The 18,789-nt window shown below is 55.3% G+C and carries 18 protein-coding genes; 8 read left to right on the top strand and 10 right to left on the bottom strand.

Going from position 1 to position 18,789, the window contains the following annotated elements; translation table 11 throughout:
* Positions 1-190: 190 nt before the first annotated feature.
* The 6 genes from glmS to phoU all read left to right on the top strand — a co-directional run bounded on the left by glmS (position 191) and on the right by phoU (position 6,889).
* A complete protein-coding gene (glmS, locus tag ACOTX2_RS18490; protein WP_022649875.1) occupies positions 191-2,020 on the top strand; it encodes a glutamine--fructose-6-phosphate transaminase (isomerizing) in 1,830 nt (609 codons plus the stop codon).
* Positions 2,021-2,298: 278 nt separating this feature from the next.
* Positions 2,299-3,339 (top strand): phosphate ABC transporter substrate-binding protein PstS, encoded by a 1,041-nt coding sequence (gene pstS / locus ACOTX2_RS18485; protein ID WP_022649876.1) that lies wholly within the window; start codon positions 2,299-2,301, stop codon positions 3,337-3,339.
* Between the two features lie 127 nt (positions 3,340-3,466).
* Positions 3,467-4,426 (top strand): phosphate ABC transporter permease PstC, encoded by a 960-nt coding sequence (gene pstC, locus ACOTX2_RS18480; RefSeq protein WP_022649877.1) that lies wholly within the window; start codon positions 3,467-3,469, stop codon positions 4,424-4,426.
* Positions 4,426-5,316: a phosphate ABC transporter permease PstA gene (pstA, locus tag ACOTX2_RS18475; RefSeq protein ID WP_022649878.1), complete on the top strand. Its 891-nt coding sequence runs from the start codon at positions 4,426-4,428 to the stop codon at positions 5,314-5,316. The genes pstC and pstA overlap by 1 nt, the downstream gene beginning before the upstream one ends.
* Positions 5,317-5,363: 47 nt before the next feature.
* Positions 5,364-6,137, top strand: a complete 774-nt coding sequence (gene pstB, locus ACOTX2_RS18470; RefSeq protein WP_003861154.1) for a phosphate ABC transporter ATP-binding protein PstB — start codon at positions 5,364-5,366, stop codon at positions 6,135-6,137.
* Between the two features lie 26 nt (positions 6,138-6,163).
* Entirely contained in the window at positions 6,164-6,889 is a 726-nt protein-coding gene (gene phoU, locus ACOTX2_RS18465) for a phosphate signaling complex protein PhoU (protein ID WP_003861153.1), read from the top strand.
* Between the two features lie 85 nt (positions 6,890-6,974).
* On the opposite strand, the gene yieH is transcribed toward phoU, so the two are convergent.
* Positions 6,975-7,640 (bottom strand): 6-phosphogluconate phosphatase, encoded by a 666-nt coding sequence (gene yieH, locus ACOTX2_RS18460; RefSeq protein WP_022649879.1) that lies wholly within the window; start codon positions 7,638-7,640, stop codon positions 6,975-6,977.
* A gap of 165 nt (positions 7,641-7,805) precedes the next feature.
* Between yieH and adeP the strand changes: the two genes are divergently transcribed.
* Positions 7,806-9,143, top strand: coding sequence for an adenine permease AdeP (adeP, locus tag ACOTX2_RS18455; protein WP_139152660.1), 1,338 nt, complete (start codon positions 7,806-7,808; stop codon positions 9,141-9,143).
* Between the two features lie 91 nt (positions 9,144-9,234).
* On the opposite strand, the gene ACOTX2_RS18450 is transcribed toward adeP, so the two are convergent.
* The 9 genes from ACOTX2_RS18450 to rpmH all read right to left on the bottom strand — a co-directional run bounded on the left by ACOTX2_RS18450 (position 9,235) and on the right by rpmH (position 16,754).
* The gene (locus ACOTX2_RS18450; RefSeq protein ID WP_022649881.1) at positions 9,235-9,801 is read right to left on the bottom strand and encodes an NADPH-dependent FMN reductase; all 567 of its coding nucleotides are present in this window, start codon (positions 9,799-9,801) and stop codon (positions 9,235-9,237) included.
* Positions 9,802-9,837: 36 nt separating this feature from the next.
* Positions 9,838-10,584, bottom strand: coding sequence for a 4'-phosphopantetheinyl transferase family protein (locus tag ACOTX2_RS18445; protein ID WP_023298947.1), 747 nt, complete (start codon positions 10,582-10,584; stop codon positions 9,838-9,840).
* A 122-nt stretch (positions 10,585-10,706) separates the two neighbouring features.
* A complete protein-coding gene (gene yidZ / locus ACOTX2_RS18440; protein ID WP_022649883.1) occupies positions 10,707-11,678 on the bottom strand; it encodes an HTH-type transcriptional regulator YidZ in 972 nt (323 codons plus the stop codon).
* Positions 11,647-12,822 (bottom strand): MFS transporter, encoded by a 1,176-nt coding sequence (locus tag ACOTX2_RS18435; protein ID WP_032622027.1) that lies wholly within the window; start codon positions 12,820-12,822, stop codon positions 11,647-11,649. Before ACOTX2_RS18435 ends, yidZ begins: the two co-directional genes overlap by 32 nt.
* Positions 12,823-12,933: 111 nt before the next feature.
* Positions 12,934-14,298 (bottom strand): tRNA uridine-5-carboxymethylaminomethyl(34) synthesis GTPase MnmE, encoded by a 1,365-nt coding sequence (mnmE, locus tag ACOTX2_RS18430; RefSeq protein ID WP_063843888.1) that lies wholly within the window; start codon positions 14,296-14,298, stop codon positions 12,934-12,936.
* A 72-nt stretch (positions 14,299-14,370) separates the two neighbouring features.
* The gene (gene yidC / locus ACOTX2_RS18425; protein WP_023298949.1) at positions 14,371-16,014 is read right to left on the bottom strand and encodes a membrane protein insertase YidC; all 1,644 of its coding nucleotides are present in this window, start codon (positions 16,012-16,014) and stop codon (positions 14,371-14,373) included.
* A gap of 2 nt (positions 16,015-16,016) precedes the next feature.
* Positions 16,017-16,274 (bottom strand): membrane protein insertion efficiency factor YidD, encoded by a 258-nt coding sequence (gene yidD / locus ACOTX2_RS18420; protein WP_001307474.1) that lies wholly within the window; start codon positions 16,272-16,274, stop codon positions 16,017-16,019.
* A complete protein-coding gene (gene rnpA, locus ACOTX2_RS18415; RefSeq protein WP_006808764.1) occupies positions 16,238-16,597 on the bottom strand; it encodes a ribonuclease P protein component in 360 nt (119 codons plus the stop codon). Before rnpA ends, yidD begins: the two co-directional genes overlap by 37 nt.
* A gap of 16 nt (positions 16,598-16,613) precedes the next feature.
* Positions 16,614-16,754, bottom strand: a complete 141-nt coding sequence (gene rpmH / locus ACOTX2_RS18410; protein WP_000831330.1) for a 50S ribosomal protein L34 — start codon at positions 16,752-16,754, stop codon at positions 16,614-16,616.
* 638 nt (positions 16,755-17,392) lie between these two features.
* On the opposite strand from rpmH, the gene dnaA reads away from it, so the two are divergent.
* Complete coding sequence (gene dnaA, locus ACOTX2_RS18405; protein ID WP_003861124.1) at positions 17,393-18,787, top strand: chromosomal replication initiator protein DnaA; 1,395 nt, start codon at positions 17,393-17,395, stop codon at positions 18,785-18,787.
* Positions 18,788-18,789 lie beyond the last annotated feature (2 nt).

The raw sequence follows: 18,789 nt of genomic DNA, 5'->3' as shown, positions 1-18,789 counted from the left end.
ACTGAATGGTGCGGTTTTCACCCTCTCCCCTATGGGGAGAGGGCTGGGGTGAGGGGATAACATAATCCTCCCTCCACCAGCAGTACCCATAAAAATAACCCCACTCTCTACAAGGCTCGGGGTGCCCGGAAAGGGCAAATACAGGTCAGCGACAACGCATGGCATAACGCCATAATCAGGAAATCTAACTATGTGTGGAATTGTTGGCGCAGTTGCGCAGCGTGATATTGCTGAAATCCTTCTCGAAGGTTTACGTCGTCTGGAATACCGTGGTTATGACTCAGCCGGTCTGGCTGTCGTCGATGCAGAAGGTCATATGACCCGTCTGCGTCGTCTCGGTAAAGTGCAGATGCTGGCCCAGGCGGCGGAGGAACATCCGCTGCACGGTGGCACCGGTATTGCGCATACCCGCTGGGCGACTCACGGTGAGCCATCTGAAGGCAACGCACACCCGCATGTGTCTGAACACATTGTGGTGGTGCATAACGGCATTATCGAAAACCACGAACCGCTGCGTGAAGAACTGAAAGCGCGCGGCTATACCTTCGTCTCTGAAACCGACACCGAAGTGATTGCTCACCTGGTGCACTGGGAGCTGGCAAAGGGCGGTACACTGCGTGATGCGGTGCTGCGCGCTATCCCTCAGCTGCGTGGTGCTTACGGTACGGTGATCATGGATTCCCGCGACCCGTCCACGCTGCTGGCCGCGCGTTCCGGTAGTCCGATGGTGATTGGTCTTGGCATGGGTGAAAACTTTATCGCTTCCGACCAGCTGGCGCTGCTGCCGGTTACCCGTCGCTTTATCTTCCTGGAAGAGGGCGACATTGCCGAGGTGACACGTCGCAGCGTGACCGTATTCGACACGAAAGGCGAGCAGGTTAAGCGCCAGGAAATCGAATCAAACCTGCAATACGACGCGGGCGACAAAGGTGCTTATCGTCACTACATGCAGAAAGAGATCTACGAACAGCCAAACGCCATTAAAAACACCCTGACCGGGCGCATCAGCCATGGTGAAGTGGATCTGAGCGAGCTGGGCGCCAATGCCAACGAAATGCTGAGCAAAGTCGAGCACATTCAGATCGTGGCCTGCGGTACCTCTTACAACTCCGGTATGGTCTCTCGCTACTGGTTTGAATCCCTGGCGGGCGTGCCGTGTGACGTCGAAATCGCATCTGAGTTCCGCTATCGTAAATCCGCTGTGCGCCGTAACAGCCTGATGATCACTCTTTCCCAGTCTGGCGAAACGGCCGATACCCTGGCGGCGCTGCGTCTGTCTAAAGAGTTGGGTTACCTGGGTTCGCTGGCCATCTGTAACGTACCGGGCTCCTCGCTGGTGCGTGAATCCGATCTGGCGCTGATGACTAAAGCGGGCACCGAAATCGGCGTCGCCTCCACCAAAGCGTTTACCACTCAGTTGACCGTTCTGCTGATGCTGGTGGCGAAGCTGGCGCGCCTGAAAGGCGAAGATGCTTCCGTTGAGCATGATATCGTTCACGGTCTCCAGGCGCTGCCGAGCCGTATCGAGCAGATGCTGTCTCAGGACAAACGCATTGAGGCGCTGGCTGAAGATTTCTCTGATAAGCACCACGCTCTGTTCCTGGGTCGTGGCGATCAGTACCCTATCGCGCTGGAAGGCGCGCTGAAGCTGAAAGAGATCTCCTACATCCACGCGGAAGCCTACGCGGCAGGCGAGCTGAAACACGGTCCGCTGGCGCTGATCGACGCGGATATGCCGGTTATCGTGGTGGCACCGAACAACGAACTGCTGGAAAAACTGAAATCTAACATCGAAGAGGTGCGCGCCCGTGGTGGTGTACTGTACGTCTTTGCGGATAAAGATGCCGGTTTTGCCAGCAGCGACAACATGCACATCATCGAGATGCCGCATGTGGAAGAGGTGATTGCGCCGATCTTCTACACCGTACCGCTGCAACTGCTGGCTTACCACGTCGCGCTGATCAAAGGCACCGACGTTGACCAGCCGCGAAATCTGGCGAAGTCCGTTACCGTAGAATAATCCTTCCAGGCTCCGCCATCCGGTGGAGCCTTTTTTTATGACAATCCGTCATTTTCAGCTATTTTATCAGTGTCACATAAAGAAAATATTACTGAAAACAAGCTGTCATAATAATCATTAAGTTTATGATTTATTTATGGATTTTTGCTTAATTTTAAGTGAAATTTTCTTTGTCATAAAACTGTCATATTTCGTACATTTATCTGTCACCTGTTTGTCCTATTTTGCTCATCGTAGCCACTTAAACAATGATTTACGAAATCCTTGCAGGAGACATTATGAAAGTTATGCGTACCACTGTCGCAACTGTTGTCGCCGCGACCTTATCTCTGAGCGCTTTCTCTGCTTTCGCAGCAGCAAGCCTGACTGGCGCTGGTGCAACCTTCCCTGCGCCGGTGTATGCCAAATGGGCGGATACCTACCAGAAAGAAACCGGTAACAAGGTTAACTATCAGGGTATCGGCTCCTCCGGTGGCGTAAAACAAATTACCGCGAATACCGTTGATTTCGGCGCATCCGACGCTCCGCTGTCTGATGAGAAACTGAATCAGGAAGGCCTGTTCCAGTTCCCGACCGTGATCGGCGGCGTTGTGCTGGCTGTTAACATCCCTGGCCTGAAATCAGGCGAGCTGGTGCTGGACGGCAAAACCCTGGGTGATATCTACCTGGGCAAAATCAAAAAATGGGATGACGAAGCCATCACCAAACTGAACCCGGGCGTTAAGCTGCCTTCGCAGAATATCGCTGTGGTTCGTCGTGCTGACGGCTCTGGTACCTCTTTCGTGTTCACCAGCTACCTGGCGAAAGTGAACGAAGAGTGGAAATCTAAAGTCGGTTCCGGCTCTACCGTTAACTGGCCAACCGGTCTGGGCGGTAAAGGCAACGACGGTATCGCTGCCTTCGTACAGCGTCTGCCTGGCTCTATCGGCTATGTAGAGTACGCTTACGCGAAGCAGAACAACCTGGCTTACACCAAACTGGTTTCTGCTGACGGCAAACCGGTTAGCCCGACCGAAGAGAACTTCGCTAACGCCGCAAAAGGCGCTGACTGGAGCAAATCCTTCGCTCAGGACCTGACCAACCAGAAAGGCGACGATGCATGGCCTATCACGTCTACCACCTTCATTCTGGTCCACAAAGAGCAGAAGAAGCCTGAGCAGGGTGCTGAAGTGCTGAAGTTCTTCGACTGGGCATACAAAAACGGCGGCAAACAGGCGAATGACCTGGATTACGCCAGCCTGCCAGACAGCGTGGTTGAGCAGATCCGTGCTGCATGGAAAACCAACGTGAAAGACAGCAGCGGTAAAGCGCTGTACTAACAGGATATTTTTGACGAAGATGGCGGGTGGCGCGCAGCGATCCCGCCCTACGGTTCATCCTGTAGGCCCGGTAAGCGCCAGCGCCACCGGGCATATTCGTAAGACGTCTCATAAAGAAGAGTAATTTATGGCTGCAACCAAGCCTGCATTTAACCCTCCGGGTAAAAAAGGTGACATGATTTTCAGCGCGCTGGTGAAACTGGCTGCGCTGATTGTGCTATTGCTGCTGGGCGGCATTATCGTGTCCCTCATTTTCTCCTCCTGGCCGAGCATTCAAAAATTTGGTTTCGCCTTCCTGTGGACCAAAGAGTGGGATGCGCCGAACGATATTTACGGTGCGCTGGTGCCGATTTACGGCACGCTGGTGACCTCTTTTATCGCTCTGCTGATTGCGGTGCCGGTAAGCTTCGGTATTGCCCTGTTCCTGACGGAGCTGGCGCCGGGCTGGCTGCGACGTCCGTTGGGTATCGCCATTGAACTGCTGGCGGCCATCCCAAGTATCGTTTACGGCATGTGGGGCCTGTTTATCTTTGCTCCGCTGTTTGCGACGTACTTCCAGGAGCCGGTGGGTAATGTTCTCTCCGCCGTTCCGTTTGTGGGGGCCCTGTTCTCTGGCCCGGCATTCGGTATCGGTATTCTGGCGGCTGGCGTGATACTCGCCATCATGATTATTCCGTACATTGCGGCGGTCATGCGCGATGTCTTCGAACAAACCCCGGTGATGATGAAAGAGTCGGCCTACGGCATCGGCTGCACCACCTGGGAGGTTATCTGGCGCATCGTCCTTCCGTTCACCAAAAATGGGGTGATCGGCGGCATTATGCTGGGCTTAGGCCGCGCGCTGGGTGAAACCATGGCGGTGACCTTTATCATCGGCAACACCTACCAGCTCGACAGCGTGTCGCTCTACATGCCGGGGAACAGTATTACCTCTGCGCTGGCGAACGAATTTGCCGAAGCGGAATCCGGGCTGCACGTCGCAGCGCTGATGGAACTGGGCCTGATCCTGTTTGTTATTACCTTTATTGTGCTGGCTATCTCCAAGCTGATGATTATGCGTCTGGCTAAAAACGAGGGGGCACGCTAATGGCGACTCTCGACATGCAAAACACCGCTCAGCTTGCGGAATCTCGTCGCAAAATGCAGTCAAAGCGCCGGATTAAAAACCGCATTGCGCTGACGCTTTCCATGGCCACGATGGCGTTCGGCCTGTTCTGGCTGATCTGGATCCTGATGTCCACCATCACCCGTGGTATTGATGGAATGTCCCTGGCGCTGTTCACCGAGATGACGCCGCCGCCAAACACGGCGGGTGGTGGTCTGGCAAACGCCCTGGCGGGCAGCGGCCTGCTGATCCTGTGGGCGACCGTTTTCGGTACGCCGTTGGGCATCATGGCGGGTATCTATCTGGCGGAGTATGGCCGCAAGTCCTGGATCGCTGAAGTCATCCGCTTTATTAACGACATTCTGCTTTCTGCCCCGTCGATTGTGGTAGGTCTGTTTGTTTACACCATCGTGGTGGCGCAAATGGAACACTTCTCCGGCTGGGCGGGTGTGATTGCGCTGGCGCTGTTGCAGGTGCCTATCGTTATTCGTACCACTGAAAACATGCTGAAACTGGTGCCGGACAGCCTGCGTGAAGCGGCTTACGCGCTGGGCACGCCGAAATGGAAAATGATTTCGGCGATCACCCTGAAAGCGTCCGTCTCGGGGATCATGACCGGTATCCTGCTGGCTATCGCCCGTATCGCTGGTGAAACCGCACCGCTGCTGTTTACCGCCCTCTCCAACCAGTTCTGGAGTACGGACATGATGCAGCCGATCGCCAACCTGCCGGTCACGATCTTTAAATTTGCGATGAGCCCATTCGCGGAATGGCAGCAGCTGGCCTGGGCCGGGGTGCTGATCATCACCCTTTGCGTACTGTTGCTGAACATTCTGGCGCGCGTCATTTTCGCGAAGCAGAAACACGGTTAAATTTTTACGGCGCGGCACATCGCGGCGCCGAATGAGGAAATGAGTCAATGAGTATGGTTGATACTGCCCCGGGTAAGATTCAGGTTCGTGATTTGAACTTCTACTACGGCAAATTCCATGCCCTGAAGAATATCAACCTGGATATCGCGAAGAACCAGGTCACGGCATTTATCGGTCCGTCTGGCTGTGGTAAATCCACGCTGCTGCGCACCTTTAACAAAATGTATTCGCTCTATCCGGAGCAGCGCGCAGAAGGTGAAATTCTACTGGACGGTGACAACATCCTGACCAATACCCAGGATATCGCCCTGCTGCGTGCGAAAGTGGGGATGGTGTTCCAGAAACCCACGCCGTTCCCGATGTCGATCTATGACAACATCGCCTTTGGTGTGCGTCTGTTTGAGAAGCTCTCCCGTGCGGATATGGACGAGCGCGTGCAGTGGGCATTGACCAAGGCCGCATTATGGAACGAAACCAAAGATAAACTTCACCAGAGCGGGTACTCTCTCTCCGGTGGTCAGCAGCAGCGTCTGTGCATTGCGCGCGGTATCGCCATTCGCCCGGAAGTCTTGCTGCTGGATGAGCCGTGCTCAGCCCTGGACCCGATCTCAACCGGGCGTATCGAAGAGCTGATCACCGAGCTGAAGCAGGATTACACCGTGGTGATCGTCACTCACAACATGCAGCAGGCTGCCCGTTGTTCTGACCACACGGCGTTTATGTACCTGGGCGAGTTGATTGAGTTCAGCGATACGGACGCGCTGTTCACCCGTCCTGCGAAGAAACAAACCGAAGATTATATTACTGGCCGCTACGGTTGATTTGCCTTAGTGCATGTGGAGAAACCATGGACAACCTCAATCTTAATAAACACATTTCCGGCCAGTTTAACGCAGAGCTGGAAAGCATTCGCACCCAGGTGATGACCATGGGCGGCATGGTCGAGCAGCAGCTTTCTGATGCGATTACGGCAATGCACAACCAGGACAGCGAGCTGGCGAAGCGCGTTATCGAAGGCGATCACAACGTCAATATGATGGAAGTCGCCATCGACGAAGCGTGCGTGCGCATCATTGCCAAGCGTCAGCCAACCGCGAGCGACCTGCGTCTGGTAATGGCGATCATCAAAACTATCGCCGAGCTGGAGCGTATTGGTGACGTGGCGGATAAAATCTGCCGCACCGCGCTGGAGAAATTCTCCCAGCAGCACCAGCCGCTGCTGGTGAGCCTGGAGTCTCTCGGTCGCCACACCGTGCAGATGCTGCACGATGTGCTGGACGCTTTCGCGCGCATGGATCTGGACGAAGCGGTCCGTATCTACCGTGAAGATAAGAAAGTTGACCAGGAATACGAAGGCATAGTGCGTCAGCTAATGACCTACATGATGGAAGATTCCCGTACCATTCCAAGCGTGCTGACCGCGCTGTTCTGCGCGCGCTCAATTGAGCGTATTGGCGACCGCTGCCAGAACATTTGCGAATACATCTTCTACTTCGTGAAGGGACAGGATTTCCGTCACGTGGGCGGCGACGAGCTGGACAAGCTGCTGGCGGGTAAAGATCCGAAAGAGTGATGTGTGTGGCGGGTGGCGCTATCGCTTACCCGCCCTACGATCCTTGTAGGCCGGATAAGCGTTAGCGCCATCCGGCTTTGTTTTTTCAGCGAGTAATATCCCACCCGCGCGCCTTCCACAATTCCGGCAGCTGCGCCAGGTCTGTAAAGGTCGTCACTTTTGGATGATCGATCGGCTTGTTGTGCGGATCGGCGCAGAAGTAAAACACCTCCATCCCCGCATCAATCCCCGACTGCGCGCCCGCAGACGAGTCATCCACCAGGATGCAGTTCTCCACGTTGACGTTCATCGCCTTCGCCGCGTGGAACATCAATGCCGGATCCGGCTTCCAGCGCTGGATATCGTAGCCGCTGAACAGTTTTTCCGGGAAGTGGTGCAACATGTCCAGCTTGCCGAGTGAGTGCTGCATTTTGCTGACCGGGCCGTTAGAGACCACGCAGATCGGCACCGTCATCGCATCCAGCAGCGCGTTAGCGCCGGCGATAACTTCCAGCTCGGCGTCGAAGAGGCGTGCGACCTCGGCGCGGTACACCGGTTCCAGATCCGCTTTCGCCAGATCCACCCCGTGCTCTTCGTTAATGATGTCGATGATCTCGTACAGCTTCACGCCCTTAAAGCGTTTAAACACCTCTTCGAGATCGAGCGTAATGCCAAATTCCTGGAACATGGCGACATACGCGCGGGAACAAATGACCTCACTGTCGACCAGCGTACCGTCACAGTCGAAAAATACCGCTTCAATTCCGGACATGCCTTTCCCTTTTAACAAGTTTAACGTTTACGTACGACAGTTTAACGAGACGCAATCGTTGCCGTATAAGCAAAATCAATGAAAAAAGTATCCCGTAACCGCCACTATTGTCGCATTTTGGTATAGGATAGCGACGAATTTTCCCTCCTTGTTCGGAAATTGATGATGAGTCAACAACACACTACCCAGACATCTGGTCAGGGGCTGCTTGAGCGCGTGTTCAAACTGCGCGAGCACGGCACAACGGCACGCACCGAAGTGATCGCCGGTTTTACTACCTTCCTGACGATGGTCTATATCGTTTTCGTTAACCCGCAAATTCTGGGCGTGGCTGGCATGGACACCAGCGCCGTCTTTGTTACCACCTGTCTGATCGCGGCGCTTGGCAGCATCCTGATGGGCGTTTTCGCTAATCTGCCCGTGGCGTTGGCCCCGGCAATGGGTCTGAATGCGTTCTTTGCGTTCGTGGTGGTTCAGGCGATGGGCCTGCCGTGGCAGGTCGGGATGGGCGCTATTTTCTGGGGCGCGGTCGGCCTGCTGCTGCTGACCATCTTCCGTGTGCGCTACTGGATGATTGCGAACATTCCCGTGAGCCTGCGCGTGGGCATCACCAGCGGTATCGGTCTGTTTATCGGCATGATGGGGCTGAAAAACGCTGGCGTAATCGTGGCGAACCCGGAAACGCTGGTGAGCATTGGTAACCTGACCTCTCACAGCGTGCTGCTGGGCGTGCTGGGCTTCTTTATTATCGCGATCCTGGCGTCGCGTAACATCCACGCTGCGGTGCTGGTCTCTATCATCGTGACCACGCTGCTGGGCTGGATGCTGGGTGACGTGCATTACAGCGGTATTGTCTCTGCGCCACCGAGCGTTTCTACCGTGATTGGTCACGTTGATCTGGCGGGCTCGCTGAACCTGGGTCTGGCCGGAGTGATTTTCTCCTTCATGCTGGTCAACCTGTTTGACTCCTCCGGTACGCTGATTGGCGTGACGGACAAAGCGGGTCTGGCGGACGAGAAAGGCAAATTCCCGCGCATGAAGCAGGCGCTGTATGTGGATAGCATCTCGTCCGTTGCGGGTTCTTTCATCGGCACCTCGTCTGTTACCGCTTACATTGAATCCTCTTCCGGCGTGTCCGTGGGCGGCCGTACTGGCCTGACGGCGGTAGTCGTGGGTCTGCTGTTCCTGCTGGTGATCTTCCTCTCTCCGCTGGCGGGGATGGTGCCACCGTACGCGGCAGCTGGCGCGCTGATCTACGTCGGCGTGCTGATGACCTCGAGCCTGGCGCGCGTGAAGTGGGAAGATCTGACGGAAGCCGTTCCGGCGTTTATTACCGCGGTGATGATGCCGTTCAGCTTCTCGATCACCGAAGGTATCGCGCTGGGCTTTATCTCGTACTGTGTGATGAAGATCGGTACCGGCCGTTTCCGCGAACTCAGCCCGTGCGTGATGATTGTGGCGCTGCTGTTTGTGCTCAAGATTGTGTTTATTGACGCGCACTAAGGTGCGGTTTGTGGTGTCAGGTGGCGCTTTGCTTACCTGACCTACTGACGAGTGTAGGCCCGGTAAGCGCTAGCGCCACCGGGCTTTTTTATCAGGTTTTAACCCGCTTAATATAATCCCCAAACGCGGTCAACTGACCAGAGAGATGGTCACGCGTACTCTGATCCACCACTTCACCCGTTTGCGGGTCGACTTTGTTCTGAATCACGCCGCCCATAAATTCCGGCTTGTTCATCACCATCGCATCCAGGAACACCAGGATCTGTCGCAGGTGATACTGGCAGCGCGCACCGCCGATGGCGCCCATTGAGCTGGTCTGGATCAGCACCGGTTTGCCTGACAGCGGCTGCTCCGGTAAACGGGATAACCAGTCAATCGCGTTCTTCAGACCCCCCGGAACCGAGTAGTTATATTCTGGCGTTACAATCACTACACCATCAGCCTGACGGATCTGCTCGGCTATCGCCTCCACGCTGTGCGGGAACCCTTCTTCCTGCTGAACGTCAGCATCATAAAGCGGGATGTCGCCAATAGACGGCAGGGCGCTGATCTCCATTCCCGCAGGCGCCAGCTGTGGCAGCGTGCGCGCTACCATCCCGTTAAACGAACCTTTGCGCAGGCTTCCCAGTAACGTAACAACTTTCAACGTATCAGACATGATTACTCCTGTTTCATCATGATGACCCTGGACGGATCAGCTATGGGTGTATGCTTTTTCTGCCGGTAAACTGGTTAATCGCATCAGGCGCGCGGCGGGCTCGTTGGCGCGCTCAGGTACATCCGGAAGACTACGCCAACCGCGAATACTGTCAAACTCCCAGATTTTCAGCCGTTCGATGGCGGGGCTCACCGCAACGGACCAGATCAGTACGTCCTCAGCGTCGCTGAGCGCCTCTACCAGCGAGGCTTTCGCGGCACGCAGGCGTCCGGAGCCGGGAAGCAGCTGCAACAGGCTGGCGTCGTCTGATGCCGCGCCGCTCAGTTTACGGATGCTCTGGCGAAGGGTGATGAGCTGCGCTCTGGCTTCAACGGGATCGTTCTGGTTACGTATCCACAGCTTTTCATTGCTGGAGAGCGGGTATTCATCGAGCGCGTTAGCACCATGGAAGCTGCGCGTGACGCGTTGCAGCTCCATATCCAGGCCGCAATCACCTTCAGTCGTCAGCGCGACGCCAACAATGTTGCCGGTATACGCAATGGAAAAATGGGGGAGTGCCGGGTCCGCAAAAACCGGGCGACCTTCTGGCTGGGTGAGTATGTCCGGTAATTCGCTGGTGCCGTACAGCATAAAAAGCAGTTCTGCGAGGAGCGCTCTGGAAGCTAAAAACCGCGTCCTGCGGTGTTCAGGTAGTTTGAGCGCCTCACTGTGACAGGCTGAAGAAATTCTGGCCGATACGAGATGCCCTTCCGTTAATGTTCCTCGTGCAAAGTGCGTAGCCATTTTTCGCTCCCTGATAATGGTCGTAGTCGGTTAAACGGTTACATGATTATCGCTTAACTCAGCTTCTGTTTTAATCAGTAAATAGAAATAAGAGAAGCCTGAGGACCGAACTTTACATTATCTTAGGCAAAAACCTGACCTGGCGCGGTATACAGGGCTTTTATAGTTTCGCGCAGCCAGATAATTTTCGGATTATGGCTGTTCCGCTTATGCCAGATTAGCGTGAAGGGTACGGTCAGCTTTTCTGCCTGCGCCTCATCGATGGGAATGGGAAGGCAGACCAGATTACGCTGGTGGAGTTGATTGTAGTGATGGCAGTAGTAGGGCGCAGTGGCAATGTAGTTGTGGTCCGGCTGAGCCGCCATAAACATCGACTGTTCAAAGCCGGGCAGGCTCATGGCGACGTTGCGCTCCCGGCCCATCTCTTTTAGCACTTCATCAAGCGCCCAGGTATCGCTGCGCTCCCAGAAGATGCTGATATGCGGGTAGCGCAGAAACGTCTCAAGGTTCCACGCTTCGTGAAGTGCCGGATGATCTTCTCGCAGATAGACGCACGGACGGTCGCTGAACAGGATTTCGTAGTCAATAAACCACGGCATCAGCTTTAGCAGCTCGCGGGAGCGCGGGTGCGTTTCGCGGCCGGTAAAACCGAGATCGACCTCCCCGCGCGTAATGGCGTCCAGCGAATCATAATCCCACTGGCGCAACTTCACCGTCGCCTGTGGGTAGCGCTCATTCACCTGCTCCAGCAGGGTGTTGAAGCGAATCAGCATCAGCGGCGTTTCGGCGGCGAGCACAAACTTGAGCCCGCCTGGAGAGCTATGGTGGAATTTATCGACGATCTGATTGCCAATCTGCATCCAGTCGGCCAGATCCTGTTCCAGACTCACCGTTAGCGGCGTGGGCAGTAGCCCTAAAGGCGTTTTCACAAACAGCGGATCGTCGAACCAGTCGCGCAGCTTCGCCAGCGATTTACTCACTGCGGACGGCGTCACGTTCATTCGCTTCGCGGCTTTGGTGACGCTGCGCTCCTGCAACAACAACTGCAGGCAAAGTAAAAGATTAAGATCGAGACTGCTGATGGGCTTCTTCATAGTGCGCCGCGGGCTGGATGACCATAAGTAAGGTAATGCAGAGTATGCTACAGCCAATCAGAACCCCGATCAGCATATTCAGCGCGTTAAGGCCGATCACCGCCGCCAGCCAAATCCACAGCGACGAACCGCAGACCTGCGCAATGCCCAGCACCGAGCTTGCCACGCCTGCCCGCAGTGAGAACGGGCCAAGCGCCTGACTCATCGCCACGCCGAAGCCGCCGGAGAATCCGGCGCAGATCAGGGTCATACCCACCAGCATCAGCGCATGTGAGGTGGCGGTCGCCAGAATTACGCCTGCGGCGAGAAACAGCGTCTGTGAAGCGAGCATCAGCGTGCGCTGGCGGAAGATATTGAGCGCAAAGGGCATCGAGAATGAAACCGCCATGCTGACCATCGCATTGAGCGCCATCACCGTCGAATACTCACCGCGATCGAAGCCTATCGTCTCCATCAGTAACACCGGGGAAACGTTTACATATGTGAGGATCACCGCCACGCTGAGCGTGATGATGGCCAGGCGGCTCAGGAAAAAGCGATTCAGAAGCTTTTCAGCCGGATGAATGGTAGCAGCGTGGTGCGTCTGCTGCGAACCGGGATGGGTCTCTTTCAACACCGTTACGGACAGTATAAAGACGATGGCGCCCATTGTGGCCATGGTCCAGAAAAGGCTCTGCCACGGAAATTTCAGCATGATCAGGTAGCCTACAACCGGTGCCAGCACCGGGATGATGCAGGTAATGCCGTTCAGCATCGACAGCACCCTGGCGCGGCGCTGGGCGCTCAAGGTATCGCGCAGAATGGCAAACGCCACCACGTAACAGCCGCCCGCGCCAATGCCCTGGATAAAGCGCCCTGACAGGAACATTGTGCTTTCCTGAGCCATTGAACACAGTACCGATGCCAGCGTAAAGATAACCGCCCCCGTAATGGCGACGGGTTGACGGCCGGCTCTGTCCGCGATTTTCCCGGCAAATACCATCGACGACGCCATTCCCGCGAGGTAGGCCGAAAACGCGATGTGCAGTTGCGCCTCGCTGGCACCCAGATCGCGTGCAATATGCGGTAGCCCCACCAGATACATATCAATACCGGACGGATACAGCAGAACTAATGCGAAACTACAAAACAGAAAACGAGCCATAAATCCCCCATAGGTGCAGGCAAGCAGGATAGGGGGCATGGGGGGATTAAGCGAGTTGCCATTGGGACAATGGTGATTTCCCTGGAGGAAATCACCATGTTCTATCGGGAATTACTTACCAATACAGAAGCTTGAGAAAATTCGTCCAAGCAGATCGTCCGACGTAAACTCCCCGGTGATCTCGCTCAGGTTCTGCTGCGCCAGACGCAGTTCCTCCGCCAGCAGCTCGCCGGCCCAAGCGCCGATCAGCTGGGATTTGCCCTGCTCAAGGTGGCGAGCCGCCTCTTCCAGCGCCTGCAAGTGACGACGACGCGCCAGGAAGCCGCCTTCCATGCTGGTGTCAAAACCCATGCTCTGTTTGAGATGGTTACGCAGGGCTTCCACGCCTTCCCCGGTACGGGCCGACAGGCGAATAAGTGAGTGACCATTCACATCGCTGATGCCCAGCGTTTCGCCGGTAACGTCGGCCTTATTGCGCACCACGGTGATCGGCAGTTTGGCCGGGAGACGGGCGATAAAGTCTGGCCAGATTTCAGCCGGGTCAACGGCGTCGGTCGTGGTGCCGTCCACCATAAACAGCACGCGGTCGGCCTGCTCGATCTCCTGCCAGGCGCGTTCGATACCGATACGCTCGACTTCATCGCTCGCATCGCGCAGGCCAGCGGTATCGATGATGTGCAGCGGCATGCCGTCGATATGGATATGCTCGCGCAGAACATCGCGGGTGGTACCGGCTATGTCGGTCACGATCGCCGCTTCACGGCCCGCCAGGGCGTTCAGCAGGCTTGATTTCCCGGCGTTGGGGCGACCAGCAATGACCACCTTCATGCCCTCACGCAGCAGGCTGCCCTGGCGCGCTTCGGCGCGAACGGCATCCAGATCGTTCATCACCTGGTTGAGCTGGGCTTCGATTTTGCCGTCAGAAAGGAAGTCAATCTCCTCGTCCGGGAAGTCGATAGCCGCTTCAACATAGATTCGCAGGTGAGTAAGTGCTTCCACAAGGTGATTCACGCGTGCGGAAAATGCCCCCTGCAACGAGTTCAGCGCGGAGCGGGCTGCCTGTTCGGAACTGGCGTCGATCAGGTCGGCAATCGCTTCGGCCTGAGCCAGGTCGAGCTTATCGTTCAGGAAGGCACGCTCGGAGAACTCACCCGGCTTCGCAATGCGCAGGCCAGGCAGGGTCAGAATACGTTTTAACAGCAGGTCGAGGATCACCGGGCCGCCGTGACCCTGAAGCTCCAGCACGTCTTCGCCAGTAAAAGAGTTTGGGCCGGGGAACCACAGCGCAATGCCCTGGTCCAGCGAGGTGCCGTCGGCATCTTTAAATGGCAGATAATCAGCGTAGCGCGGCTTTGGCAGTTTACCCAGCACCGCTTCGGCCACCTCACGCGCCTTCAGGCCGGAGATGCGCAGAATGCCTACACCACCGCGTCCCGGTGGGGTTGCCTGGGCGACGATAGTGTCGTTATGGCTCATGGTTGCTCTCGTTCAATACAAATAAAAAAGGCGGTCAATCGACCGCCCTTATTTTAGCGTTAAGTTACCGAATCAGGACTTTTTCTTTTCGCGGCTATGCAGGCCACGTTTTTCCAGACCACGGTAAATCAGCTGCTGCTGGATGATGGTCACCAGGTTGCTGACGATATAGTACAGCACCAGACCTGACGGGAACCACAGGAAGAACACGGTGAAGATGACCGGCATAAAGGTCATGATCTTCTGCTGCATCGGGTCAGTCACGGTGGTCGGAGACATCTTCTGGATGAAGAACATCGTCACGCCCATCAGGATCGGCAGGATGTAGTACGGGTCCTGTGCGGACAGGTCATGGATCCACAGGGCGAACGGCGCGTGGCGCAGCTCAACGGAACCCATCAGCATGTAGTACAGCGCAAGGAAGATTGGCATCTGAATCAGCAGCGGGAAGCAACCACCCAGTGGGTTCACTTTTTCTGCTTTATACAGGGCCATCATCTCCTGGCTCTGACGCTGTTTGTCATCGCCCAGACGCTCACGCATAGCCTGAATCTTCGGCTGTAGCATACGCATCTTCGCCATGGAGGTGTACTGCGCTTTAGTCAGCGGGTACATGATGCCACGAACGATAAAGGTGATAACGATGATGGAGAAGCCCCAGTTACCCAGGAAGCTGTGGATGAACTTCAGCAGCTTAAACAGCGGCTGAGAGATGAACCACAACCAACCGTAATCAACGGTCAGATCCAGGTGCGGCGCAACGGCAGCCATTTTGTCCTGGATTTCCGGGCCGACCCACAGGGTGCTTGCCAGCTTACCGGTTTGACCCGGCTGCACCAGAACCGGCTGAGATTTGTAGCCGATGGCTGCAATACCGTTGCCGAGGTTCGCGGTGTAGAAGTTGTTCGTACCGTCGTTATTCGGTACCCACGCCGTCGCGAAATACTGTTGCAGCATTGCGACCCAACCGCCTTTAGAGCTGACGTTCAGGTTTTCGTTATCGGCAATGGTGTCGAATTTGTATTTCTCGTACTTGGTATCTGGCGTGGAGTAAGCCGCGCCACGGAAGGTATGCAGCGCAAAGTTGCTGCTTCCGGTGTCACGGTGAGACGGCAGATTGATGGACTGCTTCAGCTGACCAAAGGTAGAGATTTCCAGCGGTTTCGCACCGGTGTTCTGTACGCTGTAGCCCACGTTCACCGCATATTCACCGCGTTTCAGGGTGAAGGTTTTGGTGAAGGTGTTGCCTGCCGCGTCGGTGTAGGTCATCGGAATAACCAGTTCGTTCTGGCCATCAGCCAGCACAAAGGTGTCATTCTCGACGTTATACAGTGGACGCGCACCGTTCGCCGGGTTATCCGGGCCATCACGACCGGTCAGGCCGCTCTGTGCCTGGTAGATAAACTCAGGCGTGGTTTCCAGTAACTGGAACGGTTCGGTAGACTTCAGCTCTTTCGGGTAGGTCAACAGCAGCGCCTGCTCAACATCACCACCACGGGTGTTGATAGTCAGCTCAAGCACATCGGTCTTAACCGTAATCTGTTTCCCCTGGCCACTGGCCGGTACGCCCTGGTCGGCGGCGCTACCCGCTGCGGTGGTCGTGGTCTGCGTGGTCTGCTGCTGGGGTTGAGGATTTTTATCCTGCTCCCATGCCTGCCAGATCATGAAAGACACGAACAACAAAGCGATGATAAGAAGATTGCGTTGCGAATCCATCGTTAGTGTTCTCTGGTATCAAAAGGTCCTGGAGGGACGGGGTCGTCTCCACCTGGGTGTAAAGGGTGGCATTTTAATACGCGTTTCACCGTCAACCAACTGCCTTTTATCACTCCAAACCTGCGCAATGCCTCAATTCCGTAGCTTGAGCATGTTGGCGTGAAACGGCAATGTGGCCCGAGTAGCGGACTAATCAGGCGTTGATAGACCCGAATGAGGGCTATCAGGACCCGCGAGCCAGGCGACAGTGGCGGCGCCATAATTTTTCCAACGCTTCCGAGAGAGCACGGTTATCGAGGTCGGCAACCCCTTTTTTAGCCACCACCACGAAATCCATTGAAGGCAGTTCGTGCTGACGTAAACGGAAGCTTTCACGCGTCAGACGTTTAATCCGGTTGCGTTCATGCGCACGCTTAACGTTTTTCTTGGCGACTGTGAGACCGATGCGGGGATGCCCCAGCGAATTTTGGCGGCCGAGGATGGTGATTTGCGGCGTGCCAGCCCGTAGTGGCTGCTGGAAGACGAAAGTGAAATGAGTGGGAGTTAACAAACGTAACTCCCTGGGAAATGCGAGCTTAACCACTCAGGGGTTAGCTTTATTACTTGGAAACGGTCAGACGAGCGCGGCCTTTAGCACGACGACGTGCCAGAACCTGACGACCATTTTTAGTAGCCATACGAGCACGGAAGCCGTGAGAACGGTTGCGCTTCAGTACAGACGGTTGAAAAGTGCGTTTCATGGCGATTTCTACCTAAACTTGAATAAATTCACTGACTTTTGCGTATACCCGAACGAGATTCGAACGACTAACGCCTCAGCGTGGGTGATTAAAGAGGCCGGATTGTAATAATTGTACACTCCGGAGTCAATTCTCTTTCCTTAAATCCCTGCGTATTTCCGCACGATTTCGCGTGGAAAATGAGCAACGAACGACGCAGGAAGATGAGCATCACGCGCCGGGTCGAGGATTATACGGGCTCGCCAACAAAGCGCAAGGATCCTCCTGGATCTTCGTTAGATCATTTAAGCCCAAAATTGTCTGTGCTCATTAAATTTTCCAATATGCGGCCTAAATCGCGAGGCACTCGCGTCAGGATCGTTTACACTTACCCGATTCCGGATCTTCCTGTGGATAAATCGGGAAGAATCTGTGAGAAACAGAAGATCTCTGGCTCAGTTTAGGCTATGATCCGCGGTCCTGATCGGGATCCAGCGATCCTGGCCGGACATAAACACAACATCGTTCAGGCTGTATCAACGATAGCGTGTATAACCGCAGATAGCGGTTCGCACATCACCCTGATGGGGTCATGTCGATGTGCGCCAACAATCATGAATATTCAATAGTTTTCTTTTATTGTTCGAGTGGAGTCCGCCGTGTCACTTTCGCTTTGGCAGCAGTGTCTTGCCCGATTGCAGGATGAGTTACCAGCCACAGAATTCAGTATGTGGATCCGCCCATTGCAGGCGGAACTGAGCGATAACACGCTGGCTTTGTACGCGCCAAACCGTTTCGTGCTCGATTGGGTAAGGGATAAATACCTTAATAACATCAATGGACTGCTGAACGATTTCTGCGGGTCAGATGCCCCACAGCTGCGTTTTGAAGTGGGCACAAAGCCGGTCACCCAAACCGTTCGTGAAGTTGTCAATGTGGCAGCCCCTGCACAGGCGGCGCCCGCTCCAGCGCCTCGCGTTGCACCGGCTCGTCAGGGCTGGGATAACGTTCCAGCCCCCGCTGAGCCTACCTACCGCTCTAATGTTAACGTGAAACACACGTTCGATAACTTCGTTGAAGGTAAGTCGAACCAGCTGGCGCGCGCGGCGGCCCGCCAGGTTGCCGATAATCCCGGTGGTGCTTACAACCCGCTGTTCCTTTATGGCGGCACGGGTCTCGGTAAAACGCACCTGCTGCATGCGGTGGGCAACGGCATTATGGCGCGTAAGCCCAATGCCAAAGTAGTGTATATGCACTCCGAACGCTTCGTTCAGGACATGGTAAAAGCCCTGCAAAACAATGCGATCGAAGAGTTTAAACGCTACTACCGTTCCGTTGATGCGCTGCTGATCGATGACATCCAGTTCTTTGCCAATAAAGAACGATCGCAGGAAGAGTTTTTCCACACCTTTAACGCCCTGCTGGAAGGCAATCAGCAGATCATTTTGACCTCGGATCGTTATCCAAAAGAGATCAACGGCGTTGAAGATCGTCTCAAATCCCGCTTCGGCTGGGGCCTGACCGTGGCGATCGAGCCGCCGGAGCTGGAAACCCGCGTCGCGATCCTGATGAAAAAAGCCGACGAGAACGACATTCGCCTGCCGGGTGAAGTGGCGTTCTTTATTGCCAAGCGCCTGCGTTCCAACGTTCGTGAGCTGGAAGGGGCACTGAACCGCGTTATCGCCAACGCCAATTTTACCGGTCGTGCGATCACCATCGATTTTGTGCGTGAAGCGCTGCGCGATTTGTTGGCATTGCAGGAAAAACTGGTCACCATCGACAATATTCAGAAGACGGTGGCTGAGTACTACAAGATCAAAGTGGCAGATTTACTGTCTAAACGTCGTTCCCGCTCGGTGGCGCGTCCGCGTCAGATGGCGATGGCGCTGGCAAAAGAGCTCACCAACCACAGCCTGCCGGAAATCGGTGATGCGTTTGGTGGCCGTGACCATACGACCGTGCTGCACGCCTGTCGCAAGATTGAGCAGTTACGCGAAGAAAGCCACGACATAAAAGAAGATTTTTCCAATTTAATCAGAACATTATCATCGTGACG

The organism is Enterobacter cloacae complex sp. IR5412 (assembly GCF_049237385.1).
In the GTDB taxonomy this organism is placed as follows: domain Bacteria; phylum Pseudomonadota; class Gammaproteobacteria; order Enterobacterales; family Enterobacteriaceae; genus Enterobacter; species Enterobacter intestinihominis.
The sequence above is the reverse complement of the archived record's forward strand: the minus strand, read 5'-3'. Positions and strand labels throughout refer to the sequence as shown.